Annotated in this window: 18 protein-coding genes, 1 tRNA gene and 2 pseudogenes; 11 read left to right on the forward strand and 10 right to left on the reverse strand. The window is 46.5% G+C overall.

Going from position 1 to position 12,741, the window contains the following annotated elements; translation table 11 throughout:
* Positions 1-193 precede the first annotated feature (193 nt).
* Positions 194-1,828 (reverse strand): glucose-6-phosphate isomerase, encoded by a 1,635-nt coding sequence (pgi, locus tag EL143_RS02360; protein WP_085416866.1) that lies wholly within the window; start codon positions 1,826-1,828, stop codon positions 194-196.
* Between the two features lie 185 nt (positions 1,829-2,013).
* The gene (orn, locus tag EL143_RS02365) at positions 2,014-2,562 is read right to left on the reverse strand and encodes an oligoribonuclease (protein ID WP_085416868.1); all 549 of its coding nucleotides are present in this window, start codon (positions 2,560-2,562) and stop codon (positions 2,014-2,016) included.
* 122 nt (positions 2,563-2,684) lie between these two features.
* On the opposite strand from orn, the gene EL143_RS02370 reads away from it, so the two are divergent.
* A tRNA-Lys gene (locus EL143_RS02370) sits at positions 2,685-2,760 on the forward strand.
* 66 nt (positions 2,761-2,826) lie between these two features.
* On the opposite strand, the pseudogene EL143_RS02375 reads toward EL143_RS02370, so the two are convergent.
* Together EL143_RS02375 and EL143_RS02380 are read right to left on the reverse strand one after the other, a co-directional pair.
* Positions 2,827-3,802 (reverse strand): annotated as a pseudogene (locus tag EL143_RS02375) (tyrosine-type recombinase/integrase); the annotation flags it as partial.
* A complete protein-coding gene (locus EL143_RS02380; protein ID WP_085416870.1) occupies positions 3,703-4,032 on the reverse strand; it encodes a helix-turn-helix domain-containing protein in 330 nt (109 codons plus the stop codon). The gene EL143_RS02380 and the pseudogene EL143_RS02375, both read right to left, overlap by 100 nt.
* Positions 4,033-4,254: 222 nt before the next feature.
* Here EL143_RS02380 and EL143_RS02385 point away from each other — a divergent pair.
* Positions 4,255-4,922, forward strand: a pseudogene (locus EL143_RS02385) (IS1595 family transposase).
* 514 nt (positions 4,923-5,436) lie between these two features.
* Here the strand turns inward: EL143_RS02385 and EL143_RS02390 are convergent.
* Positions 5,437-6,087 carry a LexA family protein gene (locus EL143_RS02390; RefSeq protein ID WP_085417572.1) on the reverse strand — a complete coding sequence of 217 codons (651 nt, stop codon included), beginning with the start codon at positions 6,085-6,087 and terminating at the stop codon, positions 5,437-5,439.
* Positions 6,088-6,246: 159 nt separating this feature from the next.
* Here EL143_RS02390 and EL143_RS02395 point away from each other — a divergent pair, with 159 nt between their 5' ends.
* Positions 6,247-6,387 carry a Cro/CI family transcriptional regulator gene (locus EL143_RS02395; RefSeq protein WP_232001361.1) on the forward strand — a complete coding sequence of 47 codons (141 nt, stop codon included), beginning with the start codon at positions 6,247-6,249 and terminating at the stop codon, positions 6,385-6,387.
* Between the two features lie 148 nt (positions 6,388-6,535).
* On the opposite strand, the gene EL143_RS02400 is transcribed toward EL143_RS02395, so the two are convergent.
* Positions 6,536-6,829: a HigA family addiction module antitoxin gene (locus tag EL143_RS02400; protein WP_085417571.1), complete on the reverse strand. Its 294-nt coding sequence runs from the start codon at positions 6,827-6,829 to the stop codon at positions 6,536-6,538.
* Positions 6,830-6,838: 9 nt separating this feature from the next.
* Positions 6,839-7,117: a type II toxin-antitoxin system RelE/ParE family toxin gene (locus EL143_RS02405; RefSeq protein WP_085417570.1), complete on the reverse strand. Its 279-nt coding sequence runs from the start codon at positions 7,115-7,117 to the stop codon at positions 6,839-6,841.
* 42 nt (positions 7,118-7,159) lie between these two features.
* Between EL143_RS02405 and EL143_RS02410 the strand changes: the two genes are divergently transcribed.
* The 8 genes from EL143_RS02410 (at position 7,160) to EL143_RS12815 (ending at position 10,973) form a co-directional block, all read left to right on the forward strand.
* Positions 7,160-7,345 (forward strand): hypothetical protein, encoded by a 186-nt coding sequence (locus EL143_RS02410; RefSeq protein WP_085417569.1) that lies wholly within the window; start codon positions 7,160-7,162, stop codon positions 7,343-7,345.
* A 16-nt stretch (positions 7,346-7,361) separates the two neighbouring features.
* Positions 7,362-7,820 carry a hypothetical protein gene (locus EL143_RS02415; protein WP_085417568.1) on the forward strand — a complete coding sequence of 153 codons (459 nt, stop codon included), beginning with the start codon at positions 7,362-7,364 and terminating at the stop codon, positions 7,818-7,820.
* 164 nt (positions 7,821-7,984) lie between these two features.
* Positions 7,985-8,962 (forward strand): IS30 family transposase, encoded by a 978-nt coding sequence (locus EL143_RS02420; protein ID WP_085417567.1) that lies wholly within the window; start codon positions 7,985-7,987, stop codon positions 8,960-8,962.
* Positions 8,959-9,684: an N-6 DNA methylase gene (locus EL143_RS02425; RefSeq protein ID WP_232001323.1), complete on the forward strand. Its 726-nt coding sequence runs from the start codon at positions 8,959-8,961 to the stop codon at positions 9,682-9,684. Before EL143_RS02420 ends, EL143_RS02425 begins: the two co-directional genes overlap by 4 nt.
* A gap of 22 nt (positions 9,685-9,706) precedes the next feature.
* Positions 9,707-9,958, forward strand: coding sequence for a hypothetical protein (locus EL143_RS02430; protein WP_085417565.1), 252 nt, complete (start codon positions 9,707-9,709; stop codon positions 9,956-9,958).
* 11 nt (positions 9,959-9,969) lie between these two features.
* On the forward strand, positions 9,970-10,164 hold the full coding sequence (locus tag EL143_RS02435; protein ID WP_126326515.1) for a hypothetical protein: 195 nt from the start codon (positions 9,970-9,972) through the stop codon (positions 10,162-10,164).
* Entirely contained in the window at positions 10,155-10,598 is a 444-nt protein-coding gene (locus EL143_RS02440) for a hypothetical protein (protein WP_232001324.1), read from the forward strand. The genes EL143_RS02435 and EL143_RS02440 overlap by 10 nt, the downstream gene beginning before the upstream one ends.
* 246 nt (positions 10,599-10,844) lie before the next feature.
* The gene (locus tag EL143_RS12815) at positions 10,845-10,973 is read left to right on the forward strand and encodes a hypothetical protein (protein WP_269471231.1); all 129 of its coding nucleotides are present in this window, start codon (positions 10,845-10,847) and stop codon (positions 10,971-10,973) included.
* 17 nt (positions 10,974-10,990) lie between these two features.
* Here EL143_RS12815 and EL143_RS02445 read toward each other — a convergent pair whose 3' ends face one another.
* From EL143_RS02445 to EL143_RS02455, 3 genes are all read right to left on the reverse strand, one after another.
* Positions 10,991-11,272 (reverse strand): hypothetical protein, encoded by a 282-nt coding sequence (locus tag EL143_RS02445; protein WP_232001326.1) that lies wholly within the window; start codon positions 11,270-11,272, stop codon positions 10,991-10,993.
* 100 nt (positions 11,273-11,372) lie between these two features.
* Positions 11,373-12,179: an integrase core domain-containing protein gene (locus EL143_RS02450; protein WP_126326518.1), complete on the reverse strand. Its 807-nt coding sequence runs from the start codon at positions 12,177-12,179 to the stop codon at positions 11,373-11,375.
* A 33-nt stretch (positions 12,180-12,212) separates the two neighbouring features.
* Positions 12,213-12,740: a hypothetical protein gene (locus EL143_RS02455; protein ID WP_085417551.1), complete on the reverse strand. Its 528-nt coding sequence runs from the start codon at positions 12,738-12,740 to the stop codon at positions 12,213-12,215.
* Position 12,741: the final 1 nt, after the last annotated feature.

Here is a 12,741-nt window from a genome sequence, read left to right on the forward strand (position 1 = left end):
AATTGTTTGAATGCCTGTCTGAAAAGCCATTCATAGTGGGTTTCAGACAGGCATACATAAGTATCCGCAGAAAGCTTGTACAGGCGCTCGGGGCAAGCCCGAGTATGACGGCGCTGTTATTCTGTAAGCGGTTTAACCATAAACATGCCTGTCTGAAACCGCTTTTTCAGACAGGCATGGTTTTGATGCGGCATCAGCCTTGATGCTGGCTGCGGTAATAAGCAATCAAACCGTTGGTAGAGCTGTCGTGCTGCGGAGTGCCTGCACCTGCCAGCTCGGGCTGGATGGTTTTGGCCAGCACTTTGCCGTATTCCACGCCCCATTGGTCGAATGAATTAATCTGCCAAACCGCGCCTTGTACAAACACTTTGTGTTCATACATCGCAATCAGCATACCTAATGTGAACGGGTCGAGCGCATCGAGCAAAATGGTGTTGCTCGGGCGGTTGCCGCTGAATTCGTTGTGAACGGCCAACTCGCTGCGCTCGTTTTCCGGCAAATGCGCCAGCGCTTCTCGGGCTTCTTCCAGGGTTTTACCGCGCATCAGTGCTTCGGATTGGGCGAAAGCATTGGCCACCACAAATTGATGATGCGAGCCGATTTGGTACGGCGTGGTAACGGGCACGACAAAATCCACCGGAATCAGGCGCGTGCCCTGATGAATCAATTGGAAAAACGCATGTTGGCAGTTCACGCCCTCTTCGCCCCAGATAATCGGGCCGGTTTGGTAATCGACCTCTTTGCCGCCCAGCGTGGTGTGTTTGCCGTTGCTTTCCATATCAAGCTGCTGCAAGTGGGCGGGCAGGCGGCGCAGCGCGTGGCTGTAAGGAATCACGGCATGGCTTTCGGCGCCGTAAAAATTGCTGTACCAAACGCCTAAAAGACCAAGCAGCACGGGAATATTGCGGCGGTAGGGCGCACTGAAGAAATGCTCGTCCATCGCATGCGCGCCGGCCAGAAAAGCACGGAAATGCTCGGCGCCCACAGCCACCATCACAGGCAGCCCGATCGCCGACCACACGGAATAGCGGCCGCCCACCCAATCGAACATGGCAAAAATATTTTCCGGCGCGATACCGAATTGCGCCACCGCAGGCAGGTTGGAAGAAATCGCAACGAAATGGCGCTTAATATCGGCTTCGCCCATACCTTGCGCTAAGAACCAATCCCGCGCGGTGTGGGCATTGAGCAGGGTTTCCGGCGTGCCGAAAGATTTACTGGCAATGCTGAACACGGTGCGGCGCGCATCCAGTTTGGGCAGCACTTCGGCAATGTCGGCATCATCCGCGTTCGACACAAAATGCACGCGCACGTTTTTGTGATAAGGCTTCAAGGCCAGCGCCACCATTTGCGGCCCCAAATCGGAGCCGCCGATACCGATGTGCACCAAATCCGTGATGCGCTCGCCGCTGCTGCCGGTGTATTCGCCGCTAATCAGTTTTTCGGCAAAATCCAGCGCGCGCTCCAGCTCCCGATGCAGCTTGGGCACCACGTTTTCGCCGTTTACATAAACCGGCCCGGCATCCGCCGGCAGACGCAGCGCCGTGTGCAATACGGCACGCTTTTCGCTGGTGTTGATGATGCCGCCGCGGCGCATGGCTTCGGCTTTTTCAGGCAGGCCTGCGGTTTCGGCCAGCCGGCAAAGCAGGGATAGGGTTTCCTCATTAACGCGGTTTTTGCTGAAATCCACCAGCATACCGTGCAGCTTTTCATGCATGCGGCTGAAGCGGTCGGGTTCATCGGCAAACTGCTTACGCATTTCCACGTTGCGCGTGTGTGTGTAATGTTCGGTCAAAGCTTGCCAGACAGGCGTTGTATTAATATTCATTGCGGGTTTCTTGTTGAGATTTTTATAAAAAAGGAATTGTAGGAAATTTTGCCGTTTCTGTTGCGAAAGACATTTAAGCGGATAGGATTTGCCGATAAACAGAGTGCGCCCGGCACAATATATGAAATATGAATTTACTGTCAACACAATATGATGCCTGTCTGAAACATTCAGACAGGCATTTGCTATTCGGGCAACTTAATAAAATGCTCGCGGTAATGGCGCATCTCTTCAATACTTTCCAAAATATCGTCCAACGCCTGATGCGAACCCCGCTTCACCACGCTCTTGGCCACCGCCGGATGCCAGCGGCGGGCAAGTTCTTTCAGGGTTGACACATCCAGATTGCGGTAATGGAAATAAGCCTCAAGCTTGGGCATATAGCGCACCATAAAACGGCGGTCTTGATGAATGGTGTTGCCGCACATCGGCGAAGTTTTTTCAGGAATCCATTGCGCCATAAAGTCCAGCAGCTTCTGCTCCACCTCGTCTTCGGTAAGCTTGGATTCCCTTACCCGCTGCACCAAACCCGTGCGCGTGTGCGTGGCCGTGTTCCAATCGTCCATCGCATTCAGAACCTCATCACTTTGATGGACAACATACACTTCCGACTGCGCCAGCACATTTAAATCCGCATCGGTAATAATCATCGCCACCTCGATAATCCGCTCTTTTTCCGGATCCAGACCGGTCATTTCCATATCAAGCCAGCATAAATTGTTTTCGTTTTGCATCCGCTTCTTTCAGACAGGCATTAATCAATAAACGCGATTGTATAACAAAACCCCCAAACCCTGCTGCTTTCAAAAATATGTTGACGCAGAAGCATCGAGCTTATATACTTTGCAACTCTTTCGGGTCGTTAGCTCAGCTGGTAGAGCAGCGGACTTTTAATCCGTTGGTCGAAGGTTCGAATCCTTCACGACCCACCATCTTTCCTAAGCCTAAACAAACGTTTAGGCTTTTTTCTTTGCCACCACCTATCTTGGGGTGTGCCGAATTTGTGCCGAAACCAAGACCGGCACCGTCCAATACAGCCGCATGCTCATGCAAATGTTCAGGGGCAAGATGTGCGTAACGCTGCACCATACTGATGCTCTCCCATCCGCCCATCTCCTGCAAAGCCACCAGTGGAACACCGGATTGTACCAGCCAACTTGCCCATGTATGGCGCAGGTCATGCCATCTAAAATCAGTAATTCCGGCTTCAGCCAGCGCATTTTTCCAAATCCGCGAACTGATGCTTTTTACCGGACGGCCATCCGGATAAGTAAAAACAAATGTTGGGTGTTTCCCCATTCGTTTTTCCAGCACACCGAGCGCAGTCTGATTCAGAGCAACACCGATAGCGCGTCCGGCTTTGGCTTCATCGGGATAAATCCATGCCGTTTTACGGCTGAGGTTGATTTGCTCCCACTTCAACTCCAAAACATTTCGCTGGCGCAATCCTGTGGCCAAACTGAAAACCGCCATATCAGACAAATATTCAGGCAGTGCCGCTATCAGTTTTTGCGCTTCTTCTCGCGTTAGCCAACGGATTCGCCGTCTAGCTTCCCGGTACAACGTGATTTTCGGCACGCTGTCTAACCATTTCCACTCATGCGCGGCCTTATTCAAAATAGCCCTAATCAACGCCAAATAGCGGTTTTTGGTGCTGTCGGAACAGGGAAAACTACCCACGGTTTCCATAATAAAGTCCCGATTCATGTGGTGCAAAAACACACCTCTGAATTGAGATAAGCCGCGCAAGCGGCTGATGTCGTCTTTGATACTTTTCTTTTTACCTCCCTGCTCTTTAATCCATCTGACGGCTGCTTCCTCCCACAACCGTTCAGGCTTCTTTCCCAAATATTGCTGCTGCCATAGCTCGTAAGCTAGTTTGTCATGCAGCTTTTGGGCCTCTTCCCTGTTTTTGGTGCCAGCAGACTGTCTAATTCTGCGGCCGCCTGCCGTTGTGATGTCAACGTACCATATGCCATTGTTTCTTTTGTAGATAGGCATTTTTCTTCACTCCTATTCGTAAGTGAAGCCTGCACGGCGTCATTTTCAAGACCATTCAAAAATGCGTCAAGTGCAGACTGGGTAATACAGTATTTCCGACCGGGTTTGGATGCAACCAACCGGTCTGCCCTGATATGCTCCCTAATCGTTTCAGGATGGCATTTGCAATATTCGGCCGCTTCGGTCACGTCGTAGGTTTTCATTTACCTATCTCCGATAAAGCACACCGTCATCGCACAAGTATCCTGTGGTTGAGAGATTTCTCTCAACTACTTTACAAGAGTGTGCTTCTTTGAACTTCTGCCATTCCTCATCCTCTTTTTCTGCGTGATAGAAAGGCCAGAGGAAAGCCCCTATTGTTACGAGAGTAACTAGAGAGAAAATAGTTTTTTCTAAAATATTGGGGCTGAAGTAGATTAGCAGTCATGATAGGCTGCCAAAATGAAGATAACCACTGTAAGCTAAAGAAGATTCTGCAAAGAAAACTGCTTGAATATTTTGTATTGGAAGTAACCGCACGTTCGGCTGCCGATATCTTGGGTATTCAGCCCAATACGGCCATTCTCTTTTACCGCAAAATCCGTCTTGTTATCAGCCATCATTTGGCTTTGGAAGCAGATCAGGTTTTTGAGGGTTCTATAGAATTGGATGAGCGCTATTTCGACGGGAAGGGTAAAGGAAAGCGCGGTAGGGGAGCAGCAGGTAAAGTGGTGGTTTCGGTATCCTTAAACGTGGAGGCAAGGTTTATACGGTTGTCGTGAATAATGCCCAAAAGGAAAGCTTATTTCCTGTTATTACAAGGAAAATCAGGCCTGACAGCGTAGTTTATACGGACTGCCTGAGCAGTTACGACGTGTTGGATGTCAGCGGTTTTCACCATTACAGGATTAATCACGGCAAAAAGTTTGCCGACCGGCAAAACCATATCAACGGCATTGAGAATTTTTGGAATCAGGCGAAACGTGTCTTGCGCAAATACAACGGAATCGACCGAAAATCTTTTCCTCTGTTCTTGAAAGAATGTGTGTTTCGTTTTAACTTCGGGACACCAAAGCAGCAGTTAAAAACCCTGCGGCTTTGGTGTGGTATTTAGGGCTAATCTACTTCAGCCCCTATAAATATTATTTAATGGAGTTAAATCTTAAAAATTGAGATATCTAAACTTTTTCAGATTACTTAAAATATCTATTTAGTTAGAGCAAGGGGCTGCTATATCGGTATTTGATAGTCATGATAAAAATATAGACTATCAGCAATATGAAGCCTATGTGCGCACAGAAGTGAAGAGAGGATTAGCTGATCTTGCAGCAGGCAAAATGTGTGGCGGGAAAGAAGTTGATCGGGAAATGAAGCATTACTAGCGTTATAGCTAACTGAAAAGCAAAAAAGAAACGAAAAATAAATGAAGGCATACTAAAATTCAGACACTTTAAAATAACTTAATTAACTCTAAGTAATCAATTGACAATTATCCAAAAACAGAACTAAACCGCTTACATTATCGATAATTTGTCAGTTACATGATAAGCTCGGAATATCTGTCGATGTCTTAATACGGATTTAAGAAAAAGCCTGCCTGAAATGAAAATTTTCAGACAGGCTTTCATTTATCGCTTACGCCTATAAATTCTGTGTTCAACCATTATGCCAACAATTTGAATCTCTGTGTCATTTGATGAAATTACGGGATAGTCAGAATTTAAGGGCTGGAGACTGAATTGCCCAAGATTATCAATTCGATATTTTCTAAATAGCACATCTTCTCCTACTATTGCCAATACAAACTCACCAGGTTCAGGCTTTTCCATTGGGTCAATAATAATGATGTCTCCATTTAAAAATGCATCTTCCATTGAATCGCCTTTGAGTTTGAGGGCAAACGTGATTTTTGAACTTTTTATATCGCTCATGATGAACTCTACTGTGGTTACTATTTCAGGATGAGTGACATCAAACTCAAAAACATCTTCATAGCGTAGAAGAGGAATTTGCACCGAAGAAATTTTTGGAATTAATCTCGCATTACTGGATTCACTTTCAATCCCCTTTAGTAGCCATCCAAAATCACAGCCGAATAGTGTTGATAGTTCATACAAGTTTTCCGCATTGGGTTTAGTCGTGTTTGATTCCCATTGAGAAATTGCGACATGAGATACATCTTTCAGCTTTTTGGCCAAATCTTGCTGAGTTAAGTTCATGCCTTTTCTCATTTTACGAATTCTCTCTCCAATAGTATTTGCTTGAACAATCAACCCCATCTCAAAATAACTTGGCTTTAAGTTATCTTAACTCATGTTGTTTAAGTATTATTTATACCTATAATTTAAGCAAACTTAAAAAAGAAATGTTCATTATGCTTACTTAAAGATGTTATTGCTTTTTATGGAACCAAAATAGCTGTTGCAAGAGCGCTAGGAATAAGTCCTTCTGCTGTCAGTCAATGGCATAACGTTGTTCCTGAAAAACAGGCGTACCGAATCCAAATACTTACAGGTGGAAAAGTGAAAATAAATCCGCGCCTGTATCAAGTGACGCGGGTTCAAAAAGTCAAAGAATAATCAGCAGACTCCAAAAATGCTCATAGCCGATATCCGCCCCTACCTAAGCGAAAAATTCGTCCAAATCTATGACGAATTTATGCTCCTATACACACATAAAAAAACAGAGCCTGTTACGGTTCCGTTGTATGGCGGTTGTTGCGGTTGTTTATGCCTGCATAGGGATAATGTGGTCGATTTCCTGTTTCAGAGACTGTTCCGCCACTTTCAGATCGTAGGCGTTTTGCAGGTTCAGCCAGCTTTGTGCATCGCCGCCGAAATAGCGGGCAAGCCGCAAGGCGGTGTCGGGACTGATGCCCCGCTTTTCGCGCACGATGTCGTTAATGCGCGGTGCGGGAACATGCAGGGCAACAGACAGGGCATTGGCCGTTATACCCAGCGGAATCAGGTATTCTTCGCGCAAAATTTCGCCGGGGTGTATGGGTCTCATTTGGTTATTCATCGTGGCTCCTTAATGGTAATCGACAATTTCAACATCGTAGGCATGACCGTTTTCAAAACGGAAGCAAACCCGCCATTGGTCATTGATGCGGATGCTGAACTGTCCGGTACGGCTGCCTTTGAGTGCTTCAAGTCTGTTGCCGGGCGGGGAACGCAGAAAATCCACAGTAACGGCAGAATCCAACATTTGCAGTTTGCGCTCCGCTGTCTTTCGGATAGCCCTGAATTTCAATGGGCAGCGACCTTGGAACAGCTGCTCGGTGTGTTTGCAGTTAAAAGTTTGAATCATGGATATATTATATAACGCATAACGTTAAACGTAAACCATTAAATGCTAATCGCCGATCTGCGCCCTCATCTTTCCAACAAATTCTCTGTAGTACACAATGAATTTATTGTCATGTGCGGTTCAAATTTGCAGGCGGCAAACCTACTGAGCAATCTCTTTTGGTGGTCCCAAGTCAACGATGCGCAGCCCGAGCGAAAAGGCTGGCTCTACAAAACGGCAGCCGATTAAAAATAAAGAATTGGGTTTGACCCGACGGGGATACGAAAAAGCACGCAAAGGATTACTGGAGCTTGGTGTGCTGCAATACCGACGTAGCGGCGTGCACGGTAAAATGCACTGGCTGCTCAATCGGGAAAAACTATTGGAAAAATGCTACCAAGCACGCGGATTGAAACTCCCCAAAGGCTTCTCAAGCCAATTCATCATAGACCGCGACAACTTCCGGTTGGACAACTGGGTACCGCTGGATTTGTGGCACGCATTCTTAGATATGCGGATTGATACAGGCAATAAAGTTTCCATTAAAGGCAAGAAGACGTTACTCAAGCAGCTTCAAATCATCCATAATAAAGGTTTGGACATAAATGGAAAATGCGATCGCCTCCGGCTGCTACGGTTTTCTCTTATCGGATTTAAACAAATCCGCACTCTCTTCCGAAACAAATCAAAAACAGGCAGACGAAAAGCTGCGGCGAGAGTATGAAGAGATCATACAAGCCCAACAGCGGGCTCTGGCAGAAAAAAAGAATAAACCCCCGCCGAGCAAACCGGATAAAGGGCGGATTCGGATTTGAAGTGCAACTTTCCATAACAGAAAAAGGCCGGTATGCGGTAGCATACGGCCTTTCCTGCAAGTAAAGATTGCATATGAGCTACACACAACTGACCCAAGACGAACGATACCACATCCAATACCTGTCCCGCCACCATAGCATCAGCGAAATCGCCAAACGGCTTAACCGCTATAAAAGCACCATCAGCCGCGAAATCAAACGGCACTGCCCACAAGGGCAGCAATACAGTGCCGAAAAAGCCCAACAGCAAAGCCGGCTTACCAAGCAGCGCAAAAGAAAGCCCTATAAGCTCCATTCCCGGCTGATTCAACACATCGACACCCTCATCCGCCGCAAACTCAGCCCCGAGCAAGTGTGCGCCTATTTGCACAAACACCACCAAATCACACTCCACCACAGCACCATTTACCGCTATCTGCGTCAAGACAAAAGCAACGGCGGCACTTTGCGGCAGCATCTCGGAATAGCCGGCAAATCCTACCGTAAACGCTACGGCAGTACATGGAGCAGAGGCAAAGTACCCGACCGCGTCGGCATTGAAAACCGACCCGCCATCGTCGACCAAAAATCCCGCATCGGCGACTGGGAAGCCGACACCGTCGTAGGCAAAGATCAGAAAAGCGCATTACTGACCTTGGTCGAGCGGGTTACCCGCTACACCATCATCTGCAAGTTGAAGAACTTCAAAGCCAAAGACACTGCCAACGCCGTCATCAAGGTATTGAAGGCGCATAAAGCCAGAGTCCATACCATTACCATGGATAACGGCAAAGAATTCTACCGACACATCCGAATAGCCCAAGCATTGGAGGCGGAAACCTATTTTTGCCGCCCCTACCGTTCTTGGGAAAAAGGGCTGAATGAAAACACCAACGGACTCATCCGCCAATATTTCCCCAAACAAACCGATTTCCGCAACATTAGTGAGCGGGAAATACGCAGGGTTCAGGATGAACTGAACCATAGGCCAAGAAAAACACTTGGCTATGAAACGCCAAGTGTTTTATTCTTGAATCTGTTCCAACCTCTACTGCCTGAGTGTTGCACTTGAAATTCGAATCTAAGAGGGATTTTATTGAAGTAACCGCCATTGTATTGATTAACCAATACGCATTTAACGATAAGTGGGAAGAAAGAGAGAACCGTTATCACGAAATCCGCACACAGTATGCGGAAAGTGATTTTAAGCGGTTTGCTGAAATATTGGGCTTATTGATTGTTGAAACCCATAGCCACAGAGAACAAGGCTTATTTTCCGATATTTTAGGCTGCTTATACATGGACTTTGGATTAGGCAACTCAAACAGCGGGCAATATTTTACCCCTTACAACATCAGCAAACTGATGGCGGCCATTGTCAATCAAGACTTGGCCGAAAAGCTGAAAACCGAGCCATTTGTAAGCGTTTTAGAACCTACCTGCGGCAGCGGGGCGAATATGATTGCTTTTGCCGAAAACGTCCGTTCACTTGGCTACACACCTGCACAGCACATGGCCGCTATCGGAATTGATATTGATACCTTGTGCGTTTGGATGTGTTTCATCCAATGCCAGCTTTACCGTATCCCCGCCAAAATCGTGCATGGTAACAGTTTGACTAACCAATTTTGGGCGGCTTGGTGTACTGCCGATTGGATACTTGGCGGCTTCGGTCAGGCAATGGCGGACAGAATATCCGCTGACAAGAAAGAAGCAGCAGAAAGCACAGAAAATCCGATTACGGTAATTCCGCAACGCATACTTACGCTTAAAGAACAGCTTGTTTTGTTTTGACGGCTTAAAACAGGAAATAAAAATGAAATATCGGTTTGAATACAGAAATGACGGCAGCCGCCTGATGGTAGCCGAATTGGATAGCGAGCTTGACTATATCGGCTGCACGGATGAAGAGTTGGACTGCTTGAGCGAATATTATCGGGACTTAACCGTAACTTTTGATATAGACCTTTATTGCTGTCTGCACCGAATGCTATTAGCGGCGGGCGAAAGCCGAAAAATGGTCAAAGTCTATATGGAGGCTTCTATAGCTCGTTTGAATATGCGCTGATGGGATGCTGTTTGGAAATCTGTTTTTACGGTGCACTCGATATTGCCGCCCATTGGTTTTGGCGGAATACCAATATTGATTTTAATGTTGAGTTGGATTTTCCGCCTGATTTTTATGTAAACCCCGCAGCATGGTTTGAAAAAGAGATAGCAGCGAAAGGGATTCAAAATGCTAAAGAAGTTATAGAGACGGAACAATGCAAGTAAACAATGTTGACCACATTCTCACTCAAATATCTCAACTTCACCCGAAGCAGATGCGGGAAGTGTTTATGACGATGTGGCGTGATATGAATGGTTTGAATGATGGTTTAACCGCGGACGACTGCATAGAAATTTTTGCTTCGTCCTTAAAAGGAAGTTTAGATTTTACTTACGATTTACTGCCGCAAACATGTGCAGATTACGAGGTCGGCACCATGACGGAAACATTTGCATTATTGCCCCGCGCAACGTATGAGAAGTTATTTTCAGACTGTTTGAAAGGGGATATTCCCCCCAATACAAGGCTGGATACTGTAGCTTTAACTAATCTGCTGATGCTGGAAAATGTCGCCAATGCAGAGGCCAGCATAAGGAATAGTTGCATAAGAGCAACACATTTCATAGGCTCTGATGGAAAATTTATTTATGACTCATGAATTGATGATAAAGAAAATCTATGAGAAATTGATGAATTTAGGGAAGCCTACCCTAAGACTTGGTGGACAATCGAGCAAGTAATCTTCAATTTTTAATATAGCAGGCCGTCTGAAAGAGACGGTTTCAGACGGCCTGAAAATGACAGAAGGGAAAGCCCGTTTGTCAAAATCCAGCCCGCAGCAGCCCGGTTCCCGGCTCCGTACATCCGCCCGAAACGTCCCCACGCCCCCAAGCCGAACTTGACCATGCCGACCGCTCCGGCACCTGCGGCAGCCTACTCAACCGGCAAGCCCAAGCCCGACTTGCCCCCCTGCGGGAGGATTGTTGTTATTACTTCTTTGTTGAAATATATAGAAGTGAAGAAAGCTGCCTGAAAAGGTTCCGGCAGCTTTCAACGTTCGGGTTCGGGGCCGCCCAATGGCGGATGCCGCTCTTTAATTTGGGCTAACAAACGCCCATACAGATTAATCCGTGCCTGCATCTGTTCGGCAGGCGAAAGCCCGTTTATTACGGCTTCGCCCGCCTGTATTACCTGCTTTTGGGCAGAGGATAAAAGATGGGCGTTCTTTTGAAAATCCGCCCGAATCTTCTCGAGTTCCCGCTCATTGCGGTGTAATTCATAATCGATAGCTGCGCCGGGCATCTGCCCGACATGGATACGACTGTCAAACACCAAACCATCCCTGCTATATACCCTGAAATAATCGGCTTTGCCGGATAAAACACAGCATCGGCATTACTTGGCAACATGGTGTAAGAAATCCTCGCGTTGTTTACACAACAGATTGAGAAAAATAAGCCTGTAAAACCTCAAAAGGCGTATCGCCCTTCAAGCCCTTATGCGGCTTAACCGTATTATAAAAATTCACAAAACGGCACAATTCCTTCTGCCTGTGTTCCGAATCCATAAACGGAACTTTGTCATGCCACATTTCCATCAGGGTGCGGATTACCCGTTCTGCCTTACCGTTGGTCTGCGGTCGGGCAATACGGGTAAACTTCTGGTTGATGTTGTTCTGCACACAGGCAACCGCAAACGGATGCGACGCATTGCCACGGTATTCCATGCCGTTATCCGAATAGGCACATTCGATGGTATAAGGACAACAGTCAATCACATCACGCAAAAGGAACTTGGCCGCACTAGCCGCTGTACGGTCGGGCAAAATGGCCGCATACAGTTCGCGGGAATAGTCGTCAATGGCGACAAACAGGTAATCTCTCGAGGCGGTTGCTTTTTGGTTTTGCAACAAAGGCAGTCGTTTGGTGTCGAAATGCACCATTTCGCCGGGATAGGATTTGTTGTAGCGTTTGGCCTGTTTCTTGAGCTTTTCTTCGATGTGTTTTTCCACTTTTGCCAAACGCTTCATTCCGTATTTGGCCTGTTTGAAACGGTTGTTGGTGCTGTTTTGTGGTGCGAGCAGCTGCAGCCGTGCGGCCTTTAGGATGCGGTAAATGGTAACCCTGCTGACTTGGTATTGCCGGGCCAGTGAGGTAACGGTGATTTTATCCTGCGTATAGGCGCGCCAAACGGCTTGGCGTTGGTGCGGGGTAAGGCGGGTGTTTTTATGGATGTTCATGGCAGTATTGTCTTTCAAATACTGTAAACAACGCTAGAGTTTCTTACAGGAGTTTTGCTTATCGCAAGCGATAAATTCGGTCTTACTGTTAATGTCAGTAATCGAGCTGCCCAAATACTTAATATCTGGCTTGGAATATCGAAACAATTCCTTAGCCATCCCGGAATTGATATCTATTAAGTCGTAAGTTTCGGTATTTGTATAATAATCATCCGTAATGGTCAGAAAATGTTCGCCGAAGACGTTGGCAGCTACGATTCTTTCATAAGGCCACGGGTATTGTTTGATATTGCCACTTATATCTTCCACACACAGGGATTGGTTCTCCAAATTAATAGTATAAAAAAATAGTTGATTATTTCTCCAGTAATAATATGAGCTGCCACATTGTAGTTGTTTTAATGTTTTTCCTGTTAAGTCTCTGAAGAATAATTCCTTTTCTTTATTTAAATCGCTGCTTTCATCCAAAAATCCGATGACCTGATTTTGTGGATTGATAACTGGTTCAATGGTATTGCCAGTTTGATAAATTATATGGGGCTTAGGAAGCAAAATCACCAAA

The sequence above is a fragment of the Neisseria canis genome (assembly GCF_900636765.1).
GTDB lineage: Bacteria > Pseudomonadota > Gammaproteobacteria > Burkholderiales > Neisseriaceae > Neisseria > Neisseria canis.

Excerpts from the sequence above, each read along its gene's own strand:
- EL143_RS12815 (WP_269471231.1), top strand. The coding sequence starts at position 10,845 with ATGCCGACCGCTCCGGCACCTGCGGCAGCCTACTCAACCGGCAAGCCC.
- EL143_RS02440 (WP_232001324.1), top strand. The coding sequence starts at position 10,155 with ATGCAAGTAAACAATGTTGACCACATTCTCACTCAAATATCTCAACTT.
- EL143_RS02450 (WP_126326518.1), bottom strand. The coding sequence starts at position 12,179 with ATGAACATCCATAAAAACACCCGCCTTACCCCGCACCAACGCCAAGCC.
- pgi (WP_085416866.1), bottom strand. The coding sequence starts at position 1,828 with ATGAATATTAATACAACGCCTGTCTGGCAAGCTTTGACCGAACATTAC.
- EL143_RS02380 (WP_085416870.1), bottom strand. The coding sequence starts at position 4,032 with ATGAAAACCTACGACGTGACCGAAGCGGCCGAATATTGCAAATGCCAT.
- EL143_RS02400 (WP_085417571.1), bottom strand. The coding sequence starts at position 6,829 with ATGAATAACCAAATGAGACCCATACACCCCGGCGAAATTTTGCGCGAA.
- EL143_RS02430 (WP_085417565.1), top strand. The coding sequence starts at position 9,707 with ATGAAATATCGGTTTGAATACAGAAATGACGGCAGCCGCCTGATGGTA.
- EL143_RS02410 (WP_085417569.1), top strand. The coding sequence starts at position 7,160 with ATGCTAATCGCCGATCTGCGCCCTCATCTTTCCAACAAATTCTCTGTA.
- EL143_RS02390 (WP_085417572.1), bottom strand. The coding sequence starts at position 6,087 with ATGGGGTTGATTGTTCAAGCAAATACTATTGGAGAGAGAATTCGTAAA.
- orn (WP_085416868.1), bottom strand. The coding sequence starts at position 2,562 with ATGCAAAACGAAAACAATTTATGCTGGCTTGATATGGAAATGACCGGT.
- EL143_RS02405 (WP_085417570.1), bottom strand. The coding sequence starts at position 7,117 with ATGATTCAAACTTTTAACTGCAAACACACCGAGCAGCTGTTCCAAGGT.
- EL143_RS02420 (WP_085417567.1), top strand. The coding sequence starts at position 7,985 with ATGAGCTACACACAACTGACCCAAGACGAACGATACCACATCCAATAC.